The 24,278-nt window shown below is 70.8% G+C and carries 22 protein-coding genes and 1 pseudogene; 13 read left to right on the forward strand and 10 right to left on the reverse strand.

Translation table 11 applies throughout. The features are described from left to right. Positions 1 to 5 precede the first annotated feature (5 nt). Positions 6 to 308, reverse strand: a complete 303-nt coding sequence (locus QCZ28_RS11300; protein WP_279516575.1) for a helix-turn-helix transcriptional regulator — start codon at positions 306 to 308, stop codon at positions 6 to 8. Positions 309 to 370: 62 nt separating this feature from the next. Between QCZ28_RS11300 and map the strand changes: the two genes are divergently transcribed. Beyond that, positions 371 to 1,144 (forward strand): type I methionyl aminopeptidase, encoded by a 774-nt coding sequence (gene map, locus QCZ28_RS11305; protein WP_279516576.1) that lies wholly within the window; start codon positions 371 to 373, stop codon positions 1,142 to 1,144. Between the two features lie 8 nt (positions 1,145 to 1,152). On the opposite strand, the gene QCZ28_RS11310 is transcribed toward map, so the two are convergent. After that, on the reverse strand, positions 1,153 to 1,497 hold the full coding sequence (locus QCZ28_RS11310; protein WP_279516577.1) for a DUF1330 domain-containing protein: 345 nt from the start codon (positions 1,495 to 1,497) through the stop codon (positions 1,153 to 1,155). Between the two features lie 127 nt (positions 1,498 to 1,624). Between QCZ28_RS11310 and QCZ28_RS11315 the strand changes: the two genes are divergently transcribed. The 7 genes and pseudogenes from QCZ28_RS11315 to QCZ28_RS11345 all read left to right on the forward strand — a co-directional run bounded on the left by QCZ28_RS11315 (position 1,625) and on the right by QCZ28_RS11345 (position 9,253). Then, positions 1,625 to 2,443, forward strand: a complete 819-nt coding sequence (locus QCZ28_RS11315) for a helix-turn-helix transcriptional regulator (RefSeq protein ID WP_347815099.1) — start codon at positions 1,625 to 1,627, stop codon at positions 2,441 to 2,443. Positions 2,444 to 2,630: 187 nt separating this feature from the next. Then, positions 2,631 to 3,321, forward strand: a pseudogene (locus QCZ28_RS11320) (CDP-alcohol phosphatidyltransferase family protein); the annotation flags it as partial. A gap of 313 nt (positions 3,322 to 3,634) precedes the next feature. Next, positions 3,635 to 5,293 (forward strand): sulfatase-like hydrolase/transferase, encoded by a 1,659-nt coding sequence (locus tag QCZ28_RS11325; protein ID WP_279516580.1) that lies wholly within the window; start codon positions 3,635 to 3,637, stop codon positions 5,291 to 5,293. A 33-nt stretch (positions 5,294 to 5,326) separates the two neighbouring features. After that, a complete protein-coding gene (locus tag QCZ28_RS11330) occupies positions 5,327 to 6,127 on the forward strand; it encodes an FkbM family methyltransferase (protein ID WP_279516581.1) in 801 nt (266 codons plus the stop codon). A gap of 9 nt (positions 6,128 to 6,136) precedes the next feature. Next, entirely contained in the window at positions 6,137 to 6,556 is a 420-nt protein-coding gene (locus QCZ28_RS11335; RefSeq protein WP_279516582.1) for an ASCH domain-containing protein, read from the forward strand. Positions 6,557 to 6,626: 70 nt separating this feature from the next. Then, positions 6,627 to 7,391 (forward strand): ABC transporter ATP-binding protein, encoded by a 765-nt coding sequence (locus QCZ28_RS11340; protein WP_279516583.1) that lies wholly within the window; start codon positions 6,627 to 6,629, stop codon positions 7,389 to 7,391. After that, positions 7,388 to 9,253, forward strand: coding sequence for a hypothetical protein (locus QCZ28_RS11345; RefSeq protein ID WP_279516584.1), 1,866 nt, complete (start codon positions 7,388 to 7,390; stop codon positions 9,251 to 9,253). The genes QCZ28_RS11340 and QCZ28_RS11345 overlap by 4 nt, the downstream gene beginning before the upstream one ends. A 152-nt stretch (positions 9,254 to 9,405) precedes the next feature. Here QCZ28_RS11345 and QCZ28_RS11350 read toward each other — a convergent pair whose 3' ends face one another. Next, complete coding sequence (locus tag QCZ28_RS11350; protein ID WP_279516585.1) at positions 9,406 to 10,110, reverse strand: permease-like cell division protein FtsX; 705 nt, start codon at positions 10,108 to 10,110, stop codon at positions 9,406 to 9,408. Between the two features lie 131 nt (positions 10,111 to 10,241). Between QCZ28_RS11350 and QCZ28_RS11355 the strand changes: the two genes are divergently transcribed. From QCZ28_RS11355 to nrfD, 4 genes are all read left to right on the forward strand, one after another. Continuing rightward, positions 10,242 to 11,039: a PrsW family glutamic-type intramembrane protease gene (locus QCZ28_RS11355; RefSeq protein ID WP_279516586.1), complete on the forward strand. Its 798-nt coding sequence runs from the start codon at positions 10,242 to 10,244 to the stop codon at positions 11,037 to 11,039. Positions 11,040 to 11,195: 156 nt separating this feature from the next. Further along, positions 11,196 to 14,471: a formate dehydrogenase gene (gene fdh, locus QCZ28_RS11360; RefSeq protein WP_279516587.1), complete on the forward strand. Its 3,276-nt coding sequence runs from the start codon at positions 11,196 to 11,198 to the stop codon at positions 14,469 to 14,471. 3 nt (positions 14,472 to 14,474) lie between these two features. Then, the gene (locus QCZ28_RS11365) at positions 14,475 to 15,518 is read left to right on the forward strand and encodes a 4Fe-4S dicluster domain-containing protein (RefSeq protein WP_279516588.1); all 1,044 of its coding nucleotides are present in this window, start codon (positions 14,475 to 14,477) and stop codon (positions 15,516 to 15,518) included. Further along, positions 15,515 to 16,588: an NrfD/PsrC family molybdoenzyme membrane anchor subunit gene (gene nrfD, locus QCZ28_RS11370; RefSeq protein ID WP_279516589.1), complete on the forward strand. Its 1,074-nt coding sequence runs from the start codon at positions 15,515 to 15,517 to the stop codon at positions 16,586 to 16,588. Before QCZ28_RS11365 ends, nrfD begins: the two co-directional genes overlap by 4 nt. Before the next feature lie 75 nt (positions 16,589 to 16,663). Here the strand turns inward: nrfD and QCZ28_RS11375 are convergent, their stop codons facing one another. The 6 genes from QCZ28_RS11375 to QCZ28_RS11400 form a co-directional block, all read right to left on the reverse strand. Then, on the reverse strand, positions 16,664 to 18,223 hold the full coding sequence (locus tag QCZ28_RS11375) for an OFA family MFS transporter (RefSeq protein ID WP_279516634.1): 1,560 nt from the start codon (positions 18,221 to 18,223) through the stop codon (positions 16,664 to 16,666). Positions 18,224 to 18,463: 240 nt separating this feature from the next. Next, entirely contained in the window at positions 18,464 to 19,291 is an 828-nt protein-coding gene (locus tag QCZ28_RS11380; RefSeq protein ID WP_279516590.1) for an alpha/beta fold hydrolase, read from the reverse strand. Then, entirely contained in the window at positions 19,288 to 20,160 is an 873-nt protein-coding gene (locus QCZ28_RS11385) for an SDR family oxidoreductase (protein WP_279516591.1), read from the reverse strand. Before QCZ28_RS11385 ends, QCZ28_RS11380 begins: the two co-directional genes overlap by 4 nt. Further along, entirely contained in the window at positions 20,150 to 21,643 is a 1,494-nt protein-coding gene (locus QCZ28_RS11390; RefSeq protein ID WP_279516592.1) for an NAD(P)/FAD-dependent oxidoreductase, read from the reverse strand. Before QCZ28_RS11390 ends, QCZ28_RS11385 begins: the two co-directional genes overlap by 11 nt. After that, a complete protein-coding gene (locus QCZ28_RS11395; protein WP_279516593.1) occupies positions 21,644 to 21,943 on the reverse strand; it encodes a DUF4873 domain-containing protein in 300 nt (99 codons plus the stop codon). Then, positions 21,940 to 22,659, reverse strand: a complete 720-nt coding sequence (locus tag QCZ28_RS11400) for a TetR/AcrR family transcriptional regulator (protein WP_279516594.1) — start codon at positions 22,657 to 22,659, stop codon at positions 21,940 to 21,942. The genes QCZ28_RS11395 and QCZ28_RS11400 overlap by 4 nt, the downstream gene beginning before the upstream one ends. A 48-nt stretch (positions 22,660 to 22,707) precedes the next feature. Here QCZ28_RS11400 and QCZ28_RS11405 point away from each other — a divergent pair, with 48 nt between their 5' ends. Further along, on the forward strand, positions 22,708 to 23,604 hold the full coding sequence (locus tag QCZ28_RS11405; protein ID WP_279516595.1) for a diiron oxygenase: 897 nt from the start codon (positions 22,708 to 22,710) through the stop codon (positions 23,602 to 23,604). Between the two features lie 80 nt (positions 23,605 to 23,684). Here the strand turns inward: QCZ28_RS11405 and QCZ28_RS11410 are convergent, their stop codons facing one another. After that, entirely contained in the window at positions 23,685 to 24,209 is a 525-nt protein-coding gene (locus QCZ28_RS11410) for a winged helix-turn-helix domain-containing protein (RefSeq protein ID WP_279516596.1), read from the reverse strand. Positions 24,210 to 24,278: the final 69 nt, after the last annotated feature.

Raw genomic sequence — 24,278 nt, forward strand, 5'->3', positions numbered from 1 at the left:
GGTCCTTATGAGGCCAACCGCTCGACCGTGTCGCGACCTGAGCCTGGCAGCCCGGCCCCCTCGTCGGTGTGGTTGATCTCCGACCACACCGCGTCCAGGGAGAGGCCGAGGACGTCGGCGATCGCGGCGATGGTCGGGAAGGCGGGGGTGGCTATGCGACCGGACTCGATCTTCCGGAGCGTCTCCGGTGAGACCCCCGCGTCCAGTGCGGTGAGGAGCATCGAGCGCTCCCCCCGGGCCCGGCGCAGGAGGGCGCCGAGGCGCTGACCGCGCTCGACCTCGGCGGGCGTGAGTGGCAACCTGACCATGGCCGTATTCTAGTACCGGGATAATATGGCCGGGATACTTATTGGTTTGAGGAAGGCCCCGCATGATCGAGATCCTGAGCCCCGCCGACGTGCTGCGCGCGAAGGAGACCGGCGCGCTGGTCGCCGGCATCCTGCAGACCCTGAAGAGCCGCTGCGTGGTCGGCACCAACCTGCTGGACATCGACCGGTGGTCCCAGGCCATGATCACCGAAGCCGGGGCGCAGTCCTGCTACGTCGACTACGAGCCGTCCTTCGGGCGCGGCCCGTTCGGCCACTACATCTGCACGTCGGTCAACGACGCCGTGTTGCACGGGCTGCCGCACGACTACGCGCTCGCCGACGGCGACCTGCTCTCGCTCGACCTCGCCGTCTCACTGGGGGGAGTTGTCACGGATTCGGCCATCAGCTTCATCGTCGGCGATGTCCAACCCCCGGAGAGCGTCGCGCTGATCGACGCGACCGAGCGCGCGTTGCAAGCCGGGATCGCCGCCGCCGGCCCCGGCGTACGCATCGGTGACATCTCGCACGCCATCGGCTCGGTCCTCGGCGGGGCGGGATACTCGATCAACACCGAGTTCGGCGGCCACGGCGTCGGGTCGACGATGCACCAGGACCCCCACATCTCCAACACCGGGCGCCCCGGGCGCGGATACCGGCTGCGCCCGGGGCTGTTGCTGGCGCTGGAGCCGTGGGTCATGGCCGACACCGCCACGCTCGTCACCGACCCCGACGGCTGGACCCTGCGCAGCGTGACCGGCTGCCGGACCGCGCACAGCGAGCACACCATCGCCATCACCGACGACGGCGTCGAGGTGCTCACCCTGCCGAGGTCCTGACCCCGACGTCAGTGACCACCGGCCCGGCGGATCGCGGCGGCCATCTCCGACGAGTCGTGGTCGGCCTCCACCCCCTCGACGAGGATCAGCTCGCCCGCGAGGTGCCTCGTCCGCAAGGGCTTGATCTCCTGGTACGCGCTGGACTGGTACCAGGAGCGTGCCCGGGTCAGGTCCGGAAACTCGACGACGACCAGATCGCCCGACCAGTCGCCCTCCAGCACCTCGACGGGCCCACCATGGACGATGAACCGGCCGTCGAAGGGCAGGAGGGTGGCCTGGATGCGCTCCAGGTATTCCAGCACCTCGGCATGCATGGGTGCCTTACGCAGATGAGCAAGCGCGTACGCGGTCATGACTCTCCGTTCGTTGCGGTCGGGTGGTCGCCCGTATTTCAGGAAAATGATCGCGAACGCCGGTACGCGCTGTCGATTACGTCGCAGGTAAAGCGGCGCACACAGGTGAGGTCACTAGGGTCGGGGTGTGACGACAGGGGCCAGACCGGGGCGACCGCCGGGGGACCTCCTGCGCGAGTGGCGTCGAACTCGTGGAATGAGTCAGCTCGACCTGTCGATCGAGGCGGGGGTGTCGGCCCGGCATCTGAGCTTCGTGGAGACCGGGCGGTCCCGGCCGAGCCCCGACCTGATCCTGCGGCTGGCGGAGCAGCTCGACATTCCGCTGGCTGAGCGCAACACCATGCTGCTCGCCGCCGGATACGCCCCCGCCTACCCCAGCCACCAGTTGACCGACCCGGAACTGGCTCCGCTGCGGGCAGCCGTACGGCAGATCCTCGACGGACACGGCCCGTACCCCGCGGTGCTCGTCGACCGACAGTGGCACCTCGTCGAGGCCAACCCCGCCGTCGCGCTGTTCACCGCCGGCGCCGACCCCCGCCTCCTGGTCCCACCGGTCAACGTCCTGCGGCTCACCCTGCATCCCGGCGGTATGGCCCCGCGCATCGTCAACCTCTCCCAGTGGCGGGGCCACCTTCTCGGACGGTTGCGCCAGCAGGTCCTGGCAACCGACGACGCGGCCCTGTCCGCTCTGCTCCAGGAGCTTCGTGGCTATCCCGACGGTGACGATGTCGCGGCACCGGAGGGCGACACCCTGTCGCGTGTCGTCATCCCCCTTCGCTACCGCCACGGCGACCGGGAACTGACCTTCGTCAGCACGACCACCCTCTTCGGCACCCCGCTGGATGTCACCGTCTCCGGGCTGGCCGTCGAGGCGTTCTTCCCGGCCGACCCGGTCACCACCGCCACGCTCCACGCCCTCGGCTCGTCCGCGACCGGCGTGACCTGACCTGAACACCCGTCGTCGGGTCCGGGGCGTCGTCGGCTGCGCCGGGCTGCACCCACTGGCGACGACTGATCCGCATCCGACGGGGCACGTCCCTCCGTATACATGGTGAGGCTCGTTCAGAATGAACCGATCGGTCATGTTTTCCGTGATGACGGTCAGGGTCACCCACCAGAGTCACGGAGGCGCGATGTCAACGGTTCGAACGGGTCCGGTCATCGGGCTGCTCGCGCAGATCGGCGTGCTGGCGGTGCTCGCGCAGACGGTCGGCCTCGGCCCGGCCGGGTGGGCGGCCGGGCTGGTCTACGGCGTGGTCCTGTGCGCCCTGCTCAGCCGGGGGATGACCCGCGCGGGCGCTTGCGATCTGAGCCCGGCCGATCGGGTGACCCTGAGCCGGGCGATCCTCGTCGGCGGCGTGACGGCCCTGGCCGCGGACTCGTTCACCCGACCGGCGCCGGTCGCGGTGATGGTCGTCCTCACCAGCGTGGCGCTGGCCCTCGACGCGGTGGACGGGTACACGGCCCGCCGCACCGGGACGTCCAGCGAACTCGGCGCGCGCTTCGACATGGAGATCGACTCCTTCCTCGTCCTGGTGCTCTGCCTGTACGTGGCCCCCTCGACGGGTGCCTGGGTGCTCGCGATCGGCGCGATGCGGTACGTCTTCGTCGCCGCGAGCTGGGTGCTGGGCTGGATGCGCGGCTCGTTGCCGCCGCGCTACTGGCGCAAGGTCGTCGCCGCGGTCCAGGGCGTGGTGCTGACGGTGGCGATGGGTGACGCGCTGCCCGGTCCGCTGACGACAGTCGTGCTGGTGGCGTCACTGGCGCTGCTGGTCGAGTCGTTCGGGCGGGACGTCGGGTGGCTGTGGACGACCCGTCACCTCCGCCGCGCCGTCGCCCACGACGCCCCGGTCGATCAACTGGCGTCGGGCGTTGCACACGGGTCGGACTCGATGGCCCACGCGGGCGGCCAGCCGAGCCACAGCGCCCCGAGCGTGGGCGCGGGGCTGACCGGCCTGGGCCACGGCAGGACGGATGGGCTGCCCTGGCCGGAACACCGGCCGGTCGCCGTGGCCCGACGCGGGATCGCCCGCGTCTGAGCCGCCCGGATGCCGCACCCAACGAAGATCATGGAAGGATGCCCGGGTTGTCGCTCTTGACGCGCGTACGTCAGCTGCCGAGCCAGGGACGGAGGGCGATGAGGGGCGAACTGCCGGACCCCGCCGCCACCGACGGCACCGCACCCGACGGTCGGCCGCGCCGCTCCATCGTGGGCCGACTGGTCACCCTGCTGGCCGTGCTGCTGGTGCTGCTCGTGCTCACCCTGCCGTACGACTTCGGCCGGTTCAGCCCCGGTGCGTTCGTGCGGATCCCCCTGGAGGCGCTGCTCGCCGTCGCCCTCCTGCTCGCCCTGCCGGCGCGCGGAAGCCGGATCGTCGCCACCCTCGCCGGGCTGGCCCTCGGCCTGCTCGGTCTGCTCAAGCTGCTCGACCTGGGGTTCACCGCCTCGCTCAGCCGGGCCTTCGACCCGGTGCTCGACTGGGCGCTGCTCGACGAGGGGTTCGCGTTCCTCAGCGAGTCGTACGGCCGGCCCGCCGCCATCGCCGTGGCGGTCGCCCTGGCGGTGGTGGCGGTGGGCCTGCCCACGGCGGTCACGCTGTCGATGCGGCGGCTGGGCGGGCTGGTGATCCGGCACCGCGCCGGGACCACCCGGACCGTGGCGGCGCTGGTGGTCGTCTGGGTGGTCTGCGCCGCGTTCAACGTGCGGGTCGTCGACGGCGTGACGGTTGCCGACACGTCCGCGACCACACTCACCAACGGCCACGGCTTCCAGGTGCGCCTGCGACTCGACGACCGGGAGAAGTTCGCCGCGCTGCTGCAGGACGACCGGTTCGCGCAGACCCCCGGCGACCAACTCCTCACCGCGCTGCGCGGCAAGAACGTGGTCATCTCCTTCGTGGAGAGCTACGGCCGCGACGCCGTCGAGGACCCGGAGTTCGCCCCGCAGGTCGGTGCGGTCCTCGACGACGGGACCAACCGGCTGAACGCGGCGGGGTTCGCCGCGCAGAGCGGCTTCCTCACCTCGCCGACGTTCGGCGGCGGCAGCTGGCTCGCGCACGACACGCTGCTCTCCGGCCTGTGGGTCGACAACGACCAGCGGCACCGTACCCTGCTGGCGAGTGACCGGATGACCCTCAACGGCGCCTTCCGCCGGGCCGACTGGCAGACCGTGGGCGTGATGCCCGCCGTCAGCAGGGCGTGGCCGGAGGGCTCCTTCTTCGGCTACGAGCGGTTCTACGACGCCAGAGCCCTCGGGTACCGCGGCCCGAAGTTCAGCTTCGGGACGATGCCCGACCAGTACACCCTCGCCAGTTGGCGGCGGCTGGAGCAGGCGAAGCGCGACGGCGGGCCGACGATGACGGAACTCGCGCTGGTGTCGAGTCACGCGCCCTGGACGCCCGTCCCGGACCTGGTCGACTGGGCCGCCATCGGCAACGGGACGATCTTCAAGGGGACCGCCAAGGAGTCCGACGACAAACGACGCAACACCGAGCAGATCCGCGCCGACTACCGGCACTCCATCGAGTACACGTTGAGCGCACTGATCTCCTACGTGCAGACCTACGGCGACGATGACCTGGTGTTCATCTTCCTCGGCGACCACCAGCCCGCCGCCGTGGTCACCGGCGACAACGCCAGCCGCGACGTCCCGATCAGCATCATCACCCGGGACCGGGCCGTACTGGACCGGATCTCCGGGTGGGGCTGGCAGGACGGGCTCAAGCCCGGTCCGCAGGCGCCGGTCTGGCGGATGGACACCTTCCGGGACCGTTTCCTGACCGCCTTCGGGCCGTAGGCCCCGCCAACCCCACGGACTGGACTCACACAGATGACGGCTGGCACCGACACCAGGATCGCCGCGCTCAGAACCGACCCCGCGATGTCCCACCTGCACCGATCGCTGGATGTCTACTACGGCGACGCCGAGCGCGACGCACGGATGGACGCCTTCTACTCCCGGTTCGTCGCCGAGGGCGATCTCGTCTTCGACGTCGGCTCGCACGTGGGCGACCACATCGCCAGCTTCCGTCGCCTCGGGGCGCGGGTGGTCGCCGTGGAGCCGCAGCCGCTGTGCCTCCGCGCCCTGCGGGCCATCTACGCCGACGACGACCAGGTGACGCTCGTCGAAGCGGTCTGCGGCGCGGCCCCCGGCAGCACCCGCTTCCACGTCAACTCCGCCAATCCCACAGTGTCCACCGCCTCCCCCGACTTCGTGCGGGCGGCGGAGGGCGCGGGCGGGTGGGAGGGCGAGGTGTGGGACGCCGACATCGAGGTCCCGGTGGTCACCGTCGACGCGCTCGTCGCCGAGTACGGCGAGCCGACGTTCGCGAAGATCGACGTGGAGGGTTTCGAGGACGAGGTGCTGGCCGGGCTGACCCGCCCGCTGCCCGCGCTCTCGTTCGAGTTCACCACGATCGCGCGACCGGTCGCCTCCCGGTGTCTCGACCGGCTGACCGCGCTCGGCTTCGACGGCTTCGACGTGGCGCTGGGCGACGACAAGTCGATGACGTTCCAACGCTGGGTCTCCGCGACCGACATGACCACCCACCTCGCCGCGCTGCCGCATGACGCGAACTCCGGCGACGTGTACTGCGTGTCCCGTGGCCGGTTGGCGAATCGGATCGCATAGCCTGCGCGGATGCACCTCGATGATCTTCCGCTCGCCGAGTTCGCGTTTCCCGGGCCCCTGCGGGACAAACTGGTGGGCGCGATCCTGTCCGGGGCGAAGAGGTCGACGACCGGCCTGCTGATCGGCTACCAGCGCGCCAACGAGCCGCTGCCCACGGTGGGCGAACTGTCCGCCGTGGTGGACTCCGCCGGTCGGCGGGTCGCGGCCATCGAGCTGACCGACGTACGGGTGATCCGGCTCGCCGACGTCGACCTGCCACACGCCCTTGCCGAGGGGGAGGGCGACGAGTCGGTGGCCCAGTGGCGGGCGGGACACGAGACGTTCTGGCACAGCGCCGCCGTACGCGCCGAACTGGGCGACCCCGACTTCACAGTCGACGACGACACCCTGGTGGTGACCGAACGCTTCCGGCTGGTGCACGTCGTCTGAGCGATCGGAGCCGCCGCGCACCGGTCCGCGACGGGCCACACGGTCGTGCAAGGTCACCTATGCTCGGCGCGTGATCCCCCCGGCACTCGAGATCCGTGGCCTGGTCAAGACCTTCGCGGCGCATCGCGCGGTGGACGGCGTCGATCTGACCGTCCACCCCGGCACCTTCCACGGCATCGTCGGTCCCAACGGCGCCGGCAAGTCCACCACCATCGGGATGGCCGTCGGCCTGCTCACCCCGGACTCCGGGGAGATCCGGATCCTCGGCCACGACGCGCTGCGCGAGCGCGGTGTGACCCGCGCGCTGACCGGCGTACTCCCCGACGGCCTCGACTTCCCCGAACGCCTCACCGGTGCCGAGCTGCTGCGCTACAGCGCCGGCCTGCGCGGGCTGACCCGGGCCGCGGCCACCGACCGGGCCGCCGAACTGATCGACGTGCTCGGCCTGACCAAGGGCGCCGGCACACCGCTGGCAGACTGTTCCACCGGCACCCGCAAGAAACTCGGCCTCGCCCAGGCGCTGCTGCACGCGCCCCGGCTGCTCGTGCTCGACGAACCGTTCGAGGCGGTCGACCCGGTCTCGGCGGCCACCATCCGCCGGGTGCTGCGCCGGTTCGTGGCCGGCGGCGGCACCTGTGTGCTGTCCACCCACTCGATGCTGCTCGTCGAGCAGATGTGCGACGACGTCACCGTGATCCACCAGGGCCGGGTGGTCGCCGCCGGACCGGTCGCCGAGGTCGCCGCCGGCAGCAGCCTGGAGGACCGGTTCGTCGAGTTGGTCGGCGCCGAAACCTCCGGCGGCGCCGGCCTGGACTGGCTGACCGGGGCACGATGAGCGCGCAACCCTCCGTCGCCCCGCTGGCCGACACCCTCGGGGCGATCGCGGTGCCGGCCCGGATGCGCACGACGATGCTGCGTCGCTCGCTGCGCGAGCACCCCGGGCCCACCGTGGCCGCCCTGGTCGGTCTGCTCGCCGCCGCCTGGCTGATCCGGTACGCGCTGCGCGGCGACCAGCACACCCTCGGCCTGCTCGCCGGTGCCTGGGTGCTCGGCTGGATCGTCCTGCCGCTGCTGCTCGGCGGCGGGCGCGGCCGGGTCCGACCGGCCCACCTGCGGTTGGAGCCGATCGGCGGGTTCCCGGCCGGGATCGGTCTGCTGGCCGCGTCGGCGATCGGCATCGGTCCGGCCGTCTCGCTGGTGGCGCTCGCCGCGCTGCCGGTGCACGCCGCCCGGTACGGCACCGTCGCGGTCCTCGTCGCCGCCGGCGGTGCGGTGCTGCTCTGGCTGCTCGGGCTGATCGGCTCGGCCATCGCGTTGGAGGTCGTCGGCCACGCCGGCGGTCCGGCCGGGGCGCTGCTCACCGGCGTCTTCACCGGCACGGCGATGGGTGTCGCGGGGTCGCTCTGGGCGGTCTTCCCGTGGGTGTCGGTAGTGCTCGTGGCAGCGCCACAGGAGGTGGTCCGGGCGATGGCGTACGTGCCGAGCGGTTGGCCGATCGCCGCCGTGACCGGGCCAACCGGGCGAGGGGTGGGCATGATGGCGGCCCTGGTGGGAATCGTGGCGCTCTGCGCCACCGCGTACCTCATGCTTGTCCGAAGGGTGATCGCCGCCGGCGTGCCGTTCCGGCCGCGTCGGACCACTGCGGCGTCGCCCGCCGCACCTGACCGCGAGTGGTTGGGATGGGTGCCGGCCGCGACGCGGGCGGTCGTCGGCCGCGAGCTGCGGGCCTGGACGCGGCATCCGCTGCGGTTGCAGTATCTGGCGTTCGCGGTGGTGTACGGGGCGCTGCTCGCCGGACTGCCGCTGCTGTCCGACGTGGATCTGCTGCTGCCGTGGGCCGGGCCGCTCGCCGTGCTCGGCGCGGCGGCGATGTCGGCCGGCCTGGTCGGGCTGGACGGCACCGCGTTGTGGCTGCCGCTCACCACTCCGGGCGGCGAACGAGCCGAGGTCCGGGGACGGGCCCTGGCCTGGCTGGTGCTGGTCACCCCGATCGGGGTGCTGCTCACCGTCGCCGGTGTCCTCGTCGCGCCCGACGTCGACCCGCTGGCCGCGCTCTGCACCCTGCCGGCCCTGCTCGGCGCGGGCGCGTCGGTGCCGGTGTGGGTGTCGCTGCTGCGGGTACGTCCGGTGGCCGACCCCCGGCACCCCACCGCGGCCGACAACCCCACGGACATCGTCAGCGTGCTGGTCGCCACCGGGTCGGGGCTGGTGGCCGCCGCGCCGGTGCTCGCCCTGGTGATCTGGGGCCCGTCGGGAGTGACGCCGCTGTTGCCGCTGGTTGGACTGTTGAGCGGTGCCGCAGCCTGGTGGGGTGGTCTGTGGCTGGCCGACGAACGCCTTGCCCGACGCGGGCTCGACGTGCTCGCCGCGGCCGGCCAGCGCAGTAGGCCCGCGGAGACGGTGCTCCCGCCGACCTGGGACGCGCAGTGGTTCCGGGAGAACAAGTCGACCGCGTGGGCGCTGGGGTTGCTCACCGTGGGGTGGATCCCGGTCATCCCGCAGGGGGTGATGCCGTTGGCGTTCGGGATCGACAGCGGGTGGATCGTGGCCGGTCACCTGAGCGGGGGTGCGCGCACCACCGTGGGGTTGGTAATGATCGGCCTGGGTGTGGCGATGCTGCTCGCGGGCCTGGTGCTGTGGGACCGCCGACCGCAGCCGGGCGTTTCTGCCCACTCTGCTTCCGGGCAAGTGGAGTAGGCGGGGTTCGCCACGTCGATCGTTGGCAGCTCAGCGGGGCACCGCTCGGCGTGTCGAACAGCTCAGCTGCCAACGATCAAGGGAGCGGCACCGTCGACCTCATCCGTGTGTGGCTCCCGTAACTGCCAGAGGCGGAGCTTCCTTCGCAGGCGTCACAGCATCGCCAGAGGGGCCAGGGGTACGCCGTCGACGCCGTCGAGCCTCATCAGCTCACCCACTCCAGATCCTTCTCTGTTCAGGGGCATCTCGAACCGCCACGACTCGTGCGTCATCCGCGGTTGGAGCTGCGTGGACAGGTCGCCCTTGCCCTGGCACCGCTTGCGCAGGCGCTCGTACGCGGCCTCGCGGTCCTCGAACTCGATCGACTTCGCCGTTGGGAGCGCCCGGACGGCCTTCTCCACGGCGGCGCGTTGGTCGTCGGTCGCCGACGACTTGAGCCGGACGATGACGCCGATCCGCGAGGGTCGAGGGTCGACGTCCGCGATCCTGAGCGCCACATCCTCCACGCCGTCGGCCTCGGCCACCACCAGTTCTACCGCCTCGGCGATCGACGCATCGGTGACGGTGGCGTGGAGGAGCTCCGGCATGTACTCCGGCTTGAGGGCCGCCAGCAGGTCGGGCTGGTCCTTCAGCTCCGCCTTCTGGCGTTCGTACGCCTGCTCGCGGGTTTCGAGGGACACCTCCGTGACACTGGGCATCGACCGGAGTTGCTGCTCCACGCTGCCCTTCTGCGCCACCGTCACGTCGTTGTCGAGGAAGACGGTCAACGCCACGTCCCCGGGTTCCTCGGGTTTCGAGGTGCAGGCGGGAAGGGCCAGCAGGACGACGAGTGACAGTAACGGTGCTCTGCGGCGCATGGGCGAAGATCGTAACCATCACTCGCGCGCATCGCCGCCCCTGAACAGCGGACTTCGCCGCCGCTGGGAAGTCGTCAGGATCTCAGTGCCGTGGTTCGGCTTCGTAACCTTGGTCCGACAGACTGCGCGGTATGCGTGACAGTTGGCGCCGGTGGGCGTGGGTCGGGGTGTTCGTCGTCGGGCTGATCCTTTATCTGGCGGTGCTGCGCACCCTGGTCAGCACCAAGAATCCGAACTTCGTACCGGCGTTGATCCTGCTCGGGGCGACGCTGGTGCCGTTGACGTTCCTGACGTTCGCGCAGGCCCGTACCGGGCGGTGGCAGGTGCCGGCGTCGGTCCTGGTGACGTCGGCGTTCTTCGGTGGTGTGATCGGCACGGTGGTCGCTGGAACCCTGGAGTACGACACCCTGCGCGGGCTCGGCACCCTGCCGATGCTGTTCGTGGCGTTGATCGAGGAGTCGGCGAAGCTGATCGTCCCGGTGATCCTGCTGTTCACGGTGGTGGCCCAGCACCGGCGTCGGGTGCCCTCGGACGGGCTGATCATCGGGGTCGCGGCCGGCATGGGTTTCGCCGCGCTGGAGACGATGGGCTACGCCTTCACCGCGCTGCTGAGTTCTCAGGGCAACATCGGCGCGGTGGAGCAGACGTTGTTCATCCGTGGGCTGACCGCGCCGGCCGGGCACACCGCCTGGACCGGGCTCACCGCTGGCGCGTTGTGGGCGTTGTTGGCGAGCCCGAGCGTCGGCCGGATCTTCGGGTTCATCGGCACGTTTCTGGGTGTCGTCGTCCTGCACACCCTCTGGGACACGTTCTCCGGCTCGCTGGTCTTCGTCGTGGTGGCGATCATCAGCATCGGCTGGTTGTTCTGGGCGCTGCGCCGCTACCGCACCTTCGGCGAGCACCCCGTCGGTCAGCTCGCACCGAGCTGACCAGCGCCCCACCCGGTGCCTCGCACGGCCGGCACGAACGGCCGGCACGAACGGCCGGGGGAGGCATGACTGTTGGTGATCCCGCTGCGACCGGACCGGCACCTCATCTACCGTCAGAGTGTTCACATATGGCGGATTGGTCGGGAAGGTGCGGCGATGGGGGTGCGCAGCTGGTTCGCGGGCTGGCCGGTGTACCGCCAGCTCACCGGCACGGACCCGCTGGGTCGGGGCGCCGCTGCGAAGTCGGATGGGTCCCGCGCGCTGACTGCTCGTACCGATACCGCTGACAGTGTGGCGCGGTCGGTGTGCCCGTACTGTGCGGTGGGTTGTGGTCAGCGGGTGTTCGTCAAGGACGGGCAGGTCAGTCAGATCGAGGGTGATCCGGACAGTCCGATCTCGCGGGGTCGGCTCTGCCCGAAGGGTTCGGCGAGCAAGAGCCTGGTGACCAGCCCGTTGCGGCAGACCACCGTGCGCTACCGCCGCCCGTACAGCACGGAGTGGGAGGACCTGGACCTCGACACCGCGATGAACATGATCGCCGATCGGGTCCTGGCCGCCCGGGACGAAACCTGGGAGGACGTCGACGCCGAGGGACGACCGCTCAACCGGACGCTGGGTATCTCCAGTCTGGGCGGGGCGACGCTCGACAACGAGGAGAACTACCTGATCAAGAAGTTGTTCACCGCGATGGGGGCGCTTCAGATCGAGAACCAGGCCCGTATTTGACACTCCTCCACCGTCCCCGGTCTGGGGACCAGCTTCGGTCGTGGCGGCGCCACCCAGTACCAGCAGGACCTGTCGAACTCCGACGTCATCGTCATCCAGGGTTCGAACATGGCCGAGGCGCACCCGGTGGGTTTCCAGTGGGTGATGGAGGCCAAGCGTCGGGGGGCGAAGGTCTTCCACATCGACCCTCGCTTCACCCGTACCAGCGCGCTGGCCGACGCGTACCTGCCGATCCGGGCGGGCACCGACATCGCGTTGCTCGGCGGGGTGATCCGCTACATCCTCGACAACGAACTGGACTTCCGGGAGTACGTGGTCTCCTACACCAACGCCGCGACCATCGTGACCGAGGAGTTCGCCGACACCGAGGACATGCACGGGCTCTTCTCCGGCTTCCAGGAGGAGAACGCCTCGTACGACCAGACCAGTTGGCGCTACGAGGGCCACGGCCAGAACCAGACGACCCGGGACACCGAGACGCAGCGGGAGACCGGGGCCGGGCTGGAACACGAGTCACACGGCGCCCCCGTCGGTGGCGAGACCGAGCGTGACGAGACGTTGCAGCACCCGCGCTGCGTCTACCAGATCCTCAAGCGGCACTTCTCCCGTTACACCCCGGAGATGGTGGAACGGGTCTGCGGCATCCCTCAGGAGAAGTTCCTCGAACTGGCCCAGGCCTGGACGCAGAACTCCGGCCGGGACCGGACCGGCATGCTCGTCTACTCGGTGGGGTGGACGCAGCACAGCGTGGGTGTGCAGTACATCCGCACCGGCGCGATCATCCAACTGTTGCTGGGCAACATGGGCCGCCCCGGTGGCGGGGTGATGGCCCTGCGCGGGCACGCCAGCATCCAGGGCTCCACGGACATCCCGACACTGTTCAACCTGCTGCCCGGTTACCTGCCGATGCCGCACCACGCCGACCACCCCACCCTGACCGAGTGGGTGGACAGCATCGCGCACCCCGGGCAGAAGGGGTTCTGGGGCAATGCCCGCACCTACGGCGTCAACCTGCTCAAGGCGTACTGGGGAGACGCCGCCACCGCCGAGAACGACTTCTGCTACGGCTACATGCCCCGGATGACCGGTGATCACGGCACGTACCAGCAGGTGCTGAACATGATCGACGGGAAGATCAAGGGGTACTTCCTGCTCGGGCAGAACCCGGCCGTCGGGTCCGCGCACGGCCGGGCGCAGCGCCTCGGCATGGCCAACCTCGACTGGTTGGTGGTCCGGGACCTCTTCATGATCGAGAGTGCGACGTTCTGGCAGAACGGCCCCGAGGTGGCCACCGGGGAGATCGTGCCCGAGGAGTGCCGCACCGAGGTGTTCTTCCTGCCCGCGGCGTCGCATGTGGAGAAGGAGGGCACGTTTACCCAGACGCAGCGGTTGTTGCAGTGGCGGGAGAAGGCGGTCGAGCCGCCGGGCGACGCCCGCTCCGAGCTGTGGTTCTTCTACCACCTCGGGCGCACCATCCGGGAACGGCTGGCGGCGTCGACCATGCCGCGCGACCGGGCGCTGCTCGACCTCGCCTGGGACTACCCCACGCACGGTCCGCACGCGGAGCCGAGCGCCGAGGCGGTGCTGCGCGAGATCAACGGGTACGACGTCGCCACCGGCCGGCCGCTGGCGTCGTTCACCGAGATGAAGGACGACGGCTCCACCGTCGGCGGCTGTTGGATCTACACCGGGGTGTACGCCGACGGCGTCAACCAGGCCGCCCGGCGCAAACCCGGCGCGCAGCAGTCACTGGTGGCGCCCGAGTGGGGTTGGGCGTGGCCGGCGAACCGGCGGATCCTCTACAACCGGGCGTCGGCCGACCCGGACGGCAACCCGTGGAGTGAGCGCAAACGTTACGTGTGGTGGGACGCGGACAAGGGCGAGTGGACCGGTTACGACGTGCCGGACTTCGAGAAGACCAAACCGCCGTCCTACCGACCGGAGCACGACGCCGCAGGCGTGGCGGGCATCGCCGGCGACGACCCGTTCATCCTCCAGGGCGACGGCAAGGGCTGGCTGTACGCGCCCACCGGCGTGCTGGACGGGCCGCTGCCCACCCACTACGAGCCGGTGGAGTCGCCGGTGCGTAACCCGCTCTACCGGCAGCAGGCCAACCCGACCCGGAAGGTCTACACGCACCCGATCAACAACTTGAACCCGAGCCCGCCGCAGGAGCACAGCGACGTCTTCCCGTACGTGTTCACTGTCAGCCGGCTCACCGAGCACCACACCGCCGGTGCGATGAGCCGCAATGTGTCGCCGTTGGCCGAGTTGCAGCCCGAGATGTTCGTCGAGGTGTCGCCGGAGCTGGCTGCCCTACGAGGGTTGAGCCACCTGGGCTGGGCCCACCTGGTGACCAGCCGCGCGTCGGTGGAGGCGAAGGTGCTGGTGACCGATCGCGTCACGCCGCTGCGGGTGGACGGCCGGATCATCCACCAGGTCTGGTTGCCGTACCACTTCGGTTTCGAGGGCCTGGTGACCGGCGACTCGGCCAACGACCTGTTCGGCATCACCCTCGACCCGAACGTCCTGATTCAGGAGAGCAAGGTCGGCACGTGCGACGTCCGGCCCGGACGACGCCCCAGAGGACAGGAGCTGTTGGACCTCGTCGTCGACTACCGACGGCGGTCGGGGAACCTCGTGCACCGTTACCCACCGATGGTCACGACCGACGTCGCCGACAGCGCCAGCGACCAGGAGGCCTGACCGATGCCCCACGCCAACGCCCTGTACGGGCCGCTGGACCCCGCACCGGACGCGGGCTATGAGGACGCGCCGCCGCGGATGGGGTTCTTCACCGATACCAGCGTCTGCATCGGCTGCAAAGCCTGCGAGGTGGCCTGCAAGGAGTGGAACGGTGTCCCCGAGAGCGGGCTCGACCTGCTGGGCATGTCGTACGACAACACCGGCGCGCTGACGGCGAACTCGTGGCGGCACGTCGCGTTCGTGGAGCAGCCCCGCCCGGTGGGCTGGGCGACTGCGGCGTTCGAGGACAACCCGGACGGGCCGGCGGTCAGTCCGCTCACGGCGGCGGTCGGCGCGCGTACCAGCACCGACACCGGCACGGATCCGGGCCTGCCCACCGGTTCCCCGGGGGCGGCGGCGCGGATGTCGGGGGGTCCGGAGTTTTTGGGGATGCCGGGGGCGCAGCCGCCGGGGCGGGGCACGGGTGTGGAGGGTCGTACGGATTTCCGGTGGTTGATGATGTCGGATGTCTGTAAGCACTGCACGCATGCGGCGTGTCTGGATGTGTGTCCGACGGGTTCGTTGTTCCGGACGGAGTTCGGGACGGTGGTGGTGCAGGAGGACATCTGCAACGGGTGTGGTTACTGTATTTCGGCGTGTCCGTACGGGGTGATCGACCAGCGTAAGGGTGATGGTCGGGCGTGGAAGTGCACGTTGTGTTACGACCGGTTGGGTGTGGGGATGACGCCGGCGTGTGCGCAGGCGTGTCCGACCGAGTCGATCCAGTACGGGGAACTGGATGAGTTGCGGGAGCGGGCTGCCGCGCGGGTGGCGACGTTGCACGAGCGTGGGGTTGCCGAGGCGCGGTTGTACGGGCACGACCCGAACGACGGTGTGGGTGGGGACGGTGCGTTCTTCCTGCTCCTCGATGAGCCTGAGGTGTACGGGCTGCCACCGGACCCGGTGGTGACCACCCGCGACCTACCGGCCATGTGGAAACGCGCCGGCCTGGCGGCGATGACGATGGCGGTCGCCGCGGCGGTCGCGTTCCTGGGCAGGCGGCAATGACCGACGAGACACCATCGAACGAGCCGGTCGGCGCCCGGTTCCGCGAGTTCCAGGCCGGCCTCGACCAGCCCGACGGGAAGCGCCACCGGCAGCCCGGCCGGCGACGCGGCGACGGCGGCGAACAGCTCACGGTGCCGCCGGCCGACTTCGCCTCCTACTACGGCCGGCCCGTGCTGAAGCCGCCGGTCTGGAAGTACGACATCGCCGGCTACCTGTTCACCGGTGGCCTCGCCGCCGGAAGCGCGCTGGTCGGCGCGGGCGCCCAACTGACCGGACGACCGGGGCTGCGCAAGGTGGGCCGGTGGACGGCGCTCGGCGGCGTCGCCGCCAGCACCTACCTGCTGATCCACGACCTCGGCCGGCCGACCCGGTTCCATCACATGCTCCGTGTGGCCAAGGTGACCTCGCCGATGTCGGTCGGCACCTGGATCCTCGCCGCGTTCGGGCCCCTCGCAGGCGTGGCAGCGGTCGCCGAACTCGCGCCACTGCTCCCGCAGCACGGTGTGCTCGGCCTCGCCCGCCGGATCGGACCGCCCGTCGGCAACGTCGCCGGACTGGCCGCCGCAGCCACCGCACCGGCGCTGGCCACGTACACCGGGGTGCTGCTCGCCGACACGGCCGTGCCGTCCTGGCACGACGCCTACCCGTCGCTGCCGTTCGTCTTCGCCGGCAGCGCGCTCGCCGCCGCGTCCGGGGTCGGACTGATCGCGGCACCGCCCGCGGAGACCGCCCCCCTACGGCGACTCGCAGTGGCCGCGGCGGCCGTCGAGTTCGGTGGGGGGCACCAGTTGGAGCGGCAGGGCCTCACCGGCGAGCCCTACACGCACGGACGCAGCGGCCGGCTGGTCAAGGCGGGACGCGTCCTGCTGACAGTGGGCACCGTCGCCGCGCTGGTCAGTCGACGCAGCCGGGTCCTGTCGGCGCTCTCCGGCGCCGCCCTGGTGGCGTCGTCGATCGCCACCCGGTTCGGTGTCTTCGAGGCGGGACGGGTGTCGGCGCGCGATCCGAAGTACACGGTCGTGCCCCAGCGGGAACGTCTCGACGAGAGCCGGTCGACGACCCGGCACTGAGCGGACCGACGAGGAAGGCGCCCCCTGAACGGGGGCGCCTTCCTCCGGATCCGAGGAGAGGTGTGGGCGCGGCGGTCAGCCGGTGAACAGCTTCGCGGCGGTGATGACGGTCTGGACGATGCCGTACCCGAGGAGCACCGCGACCAGCAGCCACGACAACCACAGTCGCCCGGTCTGGCTACCGACGCGCGGCGGCTCGGGCGGCTGGCTCTGCGGCCCGATGGCCACCGGCTCGGTGATGGTCGCCTTCGCCACGGGCGACGTCGGCCCCCGGTTCGGTTCGTGGAACCGCTCGGGCACCGAACGGACCAGCAGGTTCGCGACGAACCCGATGGCGAGGACGCCGACCATGGTGAACAGCGCGGGCCGGTACGCCGCCGCGGTGAGCGTGCCGGGCTTGCCCTGCGTGTCGAGGATCCTGTTGACGATCAGCGGGCCGGCGACACCCGCGGCCGACCAGGCGGTCAGGATCCGGCCGTGGATCGCCCCGACCTGGAAGGTGCCGAACAGGTCACGCAGGTAGGCCGGCATGGTGGCGAAGCCACCGCCGTAGAAGGAGATGATGGCGGCGGCGATCAGCACGAAGACCGCTGTCGCGGAGTGCCCGGCCACGGCGAGCAGCAGGTACAGCACCATGCCGACGCCGAGGTAGACCATGTAGATGGGCTTGCGGCCGATGAGGTCGGACGTCGTGGACCAGACGAACCGGCCCGCCATGTTGAACAGCGACAGCACCCCCACGAAGCCGGCCGCCGCCGACACCGAGACCGTGGTGGCGGTCCCGTTGTCCCGGAAGAAGTCCTGGATCATCGGGCTGGCCTGCTCCAGGATGCCGATGCCCGCGGTGACGTTGCAGAACAGCACGATCCACAGCAACCAGAACGACCGGGTACGCACCGCGTTCGACACGGACACGCTCGCCGTCGTCACCAGCGGTTTGGCGGCAACGCTCGCCGGGTCGAACCCGGCGGGCCGCCAGTCCGGCGCCGGAACCCGGACGTTGAACGGGCCGAACATCATGATCACGAAATAGCCGATGCCGAACGTGACGAAGAGCGCCACGAGGGCATGTCCCGACGCGACGGCGGCCGGATTGTTGGGGTTGTAGCCGGAGTCGTAGAGGGAGAGCAGTTGGCGCGCGAGCGGACCGGCGACCAGGGCGCCGCCGCCGAACCCCATGATGGCCAGCCCGGTGGCGAGGCCGGGGCGGTCCGGGAACCACTTGATCAGTGTCGAGACGGGCGAGATGTAGCCGATGCCGAGCCCGATGCCGCCGATGACGCCGTACCCGAGGTAGAGCAGCCAGAGTTGTTGTGTCGCGATGCCGAGCGCGCCGACCAGGAACCCGGTGGCCCAGAAGCACGCCGAGACGAACATCGCCCGGCGCGGCCCGTTCTTTTCCACCCACCGGCCACCCACCGCCGCTGACGAACCCAGCATGACGATGGCGATACTGAAGATCGCCCCGATCGCCGTCTGGCTGCTGTCGAAGTGCGCGATGAGGGAGTTCTTGTAGACACTCGTCGCGTAGACCTGACCGATGCACACGTGCACAGCCAGCGCCGCGGTCGGGATGAGCCAGCGGCTGTACCCCGGGGGAGCGACAGTGTGCCGAGGATCGAAGACCGACAGCATGGGCATCGTCCACACCTCCTGCGGCTGAGTGGGCCGCGACGTTGCCGAGCTGTCCGACCCGGCGGTTGACCGAGCGGCACCGCGGTGGCGGCCCGGCGCACGTCTGGCGATCAGCCGATTACCGGCTCTACCTCACGTTACGTGGCTCTCTGAGTACGCCAGGTGATTACCGAAAAACGCGGAGATGGCGACGTCGACGCCGACGTTGAGAGTGTGAAGTGATCTTCTGACTCGTGACCGTCAGACGGCGACCGACGGGTCCGGCCGGTCGCCGCGGGGCACGGCGCCGGTGGTCTCCAGGATGAGCGCGGCGACCAGGTCCGGATCGTCGCTCATCGGCACGTGACCGCAACGGGGCAGCGTCACCACCCGTGCCGTTGGCAGGCCCGCCCGGGCACGCTCGGCCTGGTGGACGCCGAAGATCCGGTCCCGGTCCCCCCAGCCGACGGTCACCGGCACCGTCGCGCCGGACAGTCGCTGGCAGTCGAAGCGGTAGTCGCGGGCGGCTCGCGCCACCGCGTTGAAACCGCGCCCGCGGCGCAGGGCGAGCGCGTCGCCCAGCGCGCGCTCGACGTCCAGCAGCGTCGGGCGGGCCATCAGCGGCGCGAAGCACAACGCCCGCAGGTACGCCGAGCGCAGCGCGACCCTCATGATCGGGGTGGGCAGGTACGAGTTGGCCCGCAGCGTGCGGAGGATGGCCAGCGCCCGGCGGCGCTCCGCCGGGGTGAAGAAGCCGGCGGGGGAGAGGGCGGTGGCCGAGGCGACCGCCCCGGCGGCGGCGAGTTCCAGGGCGATCGCCCCACCGAGGCTGTAACCGGCGACGTGCGGACGCGTCAGCCCCCACCCGGTCAGCACCGGCAGGACCCCGGCCACCGTGGCGGCCATGTCGGCGGGCATGCCGGTGCCGGGCACCGGAGAGTTCCCGAACCCGGGCAGGTCGAGCGCGATCACGTCGTGGTGGGCGGTGAGCCGCTCGAACACCGGCTCCCACGCCTGATGGCGGTGACCGATGCCGTGGACGAGCACGAGCGGCTCCCCGCTGCCCGCCCGGCGGAAATGAACTGTCATGACCGCCCTCCCACCGACGTCCTGCCGAAGGACCGCCCGAGCTGGCGTACCTCGTCCTCCATCTGGTCGACCATCGTCCCGCCGCCGAACCTGCTGATCAACGCGTCCGAGAAACCGCTCAGCACCACCGGTCGCAGCGCCTGCACCACGGCGAGCGACCGTGGCACGTACACCTTGCGTTTGCGGCGCTCGACACCGCGCAGCAGGGCCTCGACGCACTGCTCGACCGGGACGACGGTGGACAGCGGCCGTGGCAGCCGGCGCAGCGCGGTGCGGAACGACGCCAGGTCGTCACGGATGTCGCGGACCAGGTCGGTGTCGATCCAGATCGGGTGCGCGGTGCCGACGGTGACGCCCTGCGGGCGGGTCTCCAGGCGCAGCACGTTGGCGAACTGCTCCACCCCCGCCTTGGACGCGCAGTAGGCGGCCATGCCGGGCATCGCCGTGAAGGCGGCGGCGGACGAGACGATCAGGACGTGGCCACGGGCGGCGGTGACGTGGGGCAGGGCCGCGCTGACGGTGCGGATCGCGCCGCAGAGGTTCACCTCGACGGTACGGACCAGCGCGTCGACCGGTCCGACGGCGACGGTGCCGAGGTTCGCGATGCCCGCGTTGGCCACGACCACGTCGATGCCACCGAAGCGGTCCACGGTCGAGGCCACCGCGGCGTCCACCGCCGCCTGGTCGGTGACGTCGCACTCGTACCAGTGCGCGTCGAGGTCGGCGCTGAGCCGTTCGAGCAGCTCGCCCTCCAGGCCGACGAGGGCGACCCGGGCCCCGCGGGCGACGGCCTCGCGGGCCAGTTGCGCCCCGATGCCGCGCGCCGCGCCGGTGATGAGAATGATCTTGCCGGCCAGGTCATAGCGCATCGGCGTGCTCCCGTTCCGAGTCGTTGGGGGTGCTGCCGGCCGAGGCGGTCCGGTAGTCGGCCGGGCGGAACCGGCGCAGCCGCATCCGGAAGCTGGTGGCGAGGCCCGGCCAGACGGTGGTGTTGCGGCCGGTGGCGTCGAGATACCAGCTCGAACAGCCGGTCTGCCAGACGGTGCCGGCCATCTTCTGGTCGATCCGCTCGGTCCAGCGCTGTTGCGCCTGCGCGGTGGGCTCGATGGCCTGGATGCCCGTGGCCCGCATGTGCCGCAGGGCCGCGAGGACCAGGCGCAACTGCGCCTCGATCATCAGCACCACCGAGGTGTGCCCGAGCCCGGTGTTCGGGCCGAGCAGGAAGAACAGGTTGGGGAAGCCGGCGATGGTGGTGCCCCGGTACGCGTGCATGCTCGGGGTCCAGGCCTCGCTCAGACTACGTCCGGCACGACCGTGGATGCGCCGCACGACGGGGGAGTCGGTGACGTGGAAACCGGTGCCGAAGATGACGGTGTCCGCCGGGTGGTGCACACCGTCGTCGGTGACGAGGCCATCCGGCACGATTCGGGCGATGCCGGCGGTCACCACGTCCACGTTGGGCCGGGTGAGCGACGGCCAGTAGTCGTTGGAGATCAGCACCCGCTTGCAACCCATCGTGTACCGGGGGGTGAGCTTGTCCCGCAGGTGCTGGTCGGGAACCTGCCGGCGCAGCGTACGCAGTGACAGCCGGGAGGCGAAGCGGTTGACCGCCGGGTACAGGAAGCCCAGGCCCAGGCTCTCGCGGAGCAGATAGAGCCGTGCCCGCGCGAGGCGTTGCGCGCCGGGCACTGTGCGAAACGCGGCCTGCTCGACAGCGCTGATCCGGCGCGACAGTCTCGGCATGATCCACGCGGGGGTGCGCTGGAAGAGCATCAGCTTCTCGACCGCCGGCTGGATCCGGGGCACGAACTGGACGGCGGAGGCGCCGGTGCCGATCACCGCGACGCGGCGGCCGGTGAGGTCGTGATCGTGCCGCCACCGCGCCGAGTGGAACACGGTGCCGGCGAACTCGTCGATCCCGGGCAGGTCGGGGATGGCCGGGTCGCTGAGCGGGCCGGCCGCACAGATCAGGACCCGGGCGGTGTGCTCGCCGCCGGAGGTACGCAGCAGCCACCGTTGGCGCTGGTCGTCCCACCTCGCCTCGTGCACCTCGTGGCGCAGCCGCAACTTCGGGCGGATGCCGAAGCGGTCGACGCAGCCGCGCAGGTAGTCCCAGATCTCCGGCTGACTGGAGAAGGTGTTGGACCAGTTCGGGTTGGGGGCGAAGGAGAACGAGTAGAGGTGCGACGGGACGTCGCAGGCGCAGCCGGGGTAGCTGTTGTCCCGCCAGGTGCCGCCGACGTCGTCACCCCGGTCGAAGACGAGGAAGTCGGTGAAGCCGGCCCGCTGCAGGCGGATGGCGGCGCCCAGGCCACCGAAGCCGGCGCCGATGATGGCAACGTCTGTCTCCATTCACTCCTCCGTGGGCTCGGGCGCGGCGGCCGGGTCGGGCTCGGGCGGCCAGGGCGGATCGCCCACGCCGGTGACGCGTACGCCGCCCCACGGATCGACCTCGGCCAGTCGGGCGGGTCGGACCCGGTCGGCGATGCGCATGTCGACGTCGCGCCGCCCGCGGCGCAGCAGGTGGGTCACCAGTGGCGCCGGCTCGATCCGCCCACCCCAGTGGAAGCGACCGTCGACCGGCTCCCACCGCCCGCTGAGGTGCACCCGGACCGAGGTGCCCTCGACAGCCGCCGGGCCGTGGTAGCTCACGGCACGATCCGCTCGTGGGCGCGGGTCAGCTCGGGTGGCAGGTCGGCGCTGGCGCGTACCCCCTCGATGCCGCTCCACAGCAGAGTGGTCAGGTAGTCGGTGAGGGCGGCCCGGCTGATCGGCTGGCCGTGCGTGGTCCACCAGTCGCCGACCGCCTGCACGAAGCCCACCAGGCCGTACGCCCACGGCTCCGCCGGGCCGGCGTCCAGCCCCAGCGCCCGTAACCGGTCACCGATCACCCGGGCCAGCCCGGCGGCGACCTGCCGGCTGGTGCCGGTGACCACCTGGTGGATGCCGGGTTGACCGGCCTGTCGCATCAGGAACCGGTAGAGCGTGGGCTGTGACTCGATCACCCCGAGGTACGCGTCGATCGTCGCCTCGACCAGGTCACGTTCCTCGCGGACCTGCTCGATCGCCGGCGCGATGGCGTCGACCACCCGGGCCGCCACCACCTCGCTCACCGCGACCCAGAGCTGCGACTTGTCGGCGAAGTAGCGGTACAGGACCGGTTTGCTGACGCCCGCGGTGGCAGCGACCTGTTCCATGTCGACGTCCGGGCCGTGTCGCAGCAGCGCCTGCACGGCGGCGCTGACCAACTCCTGCCGTCGGTGCTCACGATGGTCTGCCCAGCGGTCCCGGCGGCCGTTGCCCTTCGCTTTCGGGTCGTCGGCCGGAGGTGGGTCGGATGCATTGACATCAGTGAGCGGCGATTGCATGCTACTACTCGTAACAGTTACCGGCCGTCACGTCAATATGGAGGAGTCATGGAGGCCGCACCGGCGAAGACCGAGCGCGCGGCGGTCGCCGAGCGACTGCTCACGTCCGCACTGCGGACCAGCTACGACCCCACCGTCGAGATCGACTGGGACGCCCCGCACGTTCCCGGCGCCTACTGGCTGCCGCCACAACACAGCAGCCTCTACGGCACCCCGTTGTGGGAGCGGCTCAGCGAGGAGCAGCGCGTCGAACTGACCAGGCACGAGGTGGCCAGCGCCGCCAGCGCCGGGCTGTGGTTCGAGACGATCCTCATGCAGATGCTGATCCGGGAGTACTACCGCGCCGACCCGACCAGTCGGCAGGCCCAGTACGCGTTGACCGAGGTCGCCGACGAGTGCCGGCACTCCATCATGTTCGGCCGGCTGATCGAGGCGATGGGGTGTCCGGTCTACCGCGCGAGCACGGTGGACCACCACCTCGGACGCTTCCTCAAGGCCACCGCCAGCGGCCCCCGGATGTACGCCGCGATCCTCATCGCGGAGGAGATCCTCGACGCGTTCCAGCGCGAGATCATGGCGGACGAGTCACTCCAACCGTTGATCCGGATGGTCTCCCGCATCCACGTCGTGGAGGAGGCGCGGCACGTCCGGTTCGCCCGCGAGGAGCTGGCCGCCGCGGTGGCGGCCACCGGCCCGGTGGGCATGGCGTACGCCCGGCTGTTGGTCGGTCGCGCCGCCTGGACGATCGCCAACCGCCTGGTCCATCCCGACGTGTACGCGGCGGTGGGCATCCCACCGGCGGTCGGTCGTGCCGCCGCCCGCGCCAACCCGCACTGGCAGGCCACCCTGCGCTGGTCGGCGGCGCGGGTGCACGCCAACCTGGCGGGTGTCGGCCTGGTGGCGGGGCCGGGGCGTCTGCTGTGGGCCCGGGCCGGGCTGATCTGACCGGTCGTCACCCGGTGCGACGCATGGGGTGGGGGTTGTTGCTGATCTTCCGGTCGTGATCGGTTCATGCGACGTTTCTGTCAGGCCCGTTCGACCCGGGCCTGCTGGTGATCGGTCAGCCGTAGCCCCACCCCGCGCACCACGTCGATGGTGGCCCCGGTGCCCAGGTCGGTCAGCTTGCGGCGCAGCCGCTTCACCAACGACTGCACGTCCGCCTTGCGTTCGCGCCCCTCGTCACCCCAGACCGACCGGTGCAGCTCGGCGTAGCTCCACACCCGGGCCGGCTCGGTGATCAGGCAGGTCAGCAGGTCGTGTTCCAGCCGGGTGAGGTCGATCTCCCGTTCTCCGCAGCGGGCGCTGGAGCGGGCCGAGTCGATCACCAGGGTGGCGACCGGCCCCGGTTCGGACGCGGCGGCGACCTGCTGCGGAGCGGCGATCAGCCGGCGCAGCTCGTCGAGGTCGGCGACCAGCAGCAGCGGCGCGATGCCGTCGAGAAGCTCCGCGAGCCGGATCCGTTCGGCCGGCGACGGGGTGACCGCGATCAGCAGCGGGAACGGCTCGTCGGCCGGATCACCGCTGTTCACCGTTGCCTCGTCCTTGGCCACCGCACCACCCGGGATCGATGGGCATCCCTGCCCAGCTCTCGTCACGGTCCTGACAATGATTGGCAAGCG

Source organism: Micromonospora sp. DH14, from assembly GCF_029809455.1.
Lineage (GTDB): Bacteria > Actinomycetota > Actinomycetes > Mycobacteriales > Micromonosporaceae > Micromonospora > Micromonospora parva.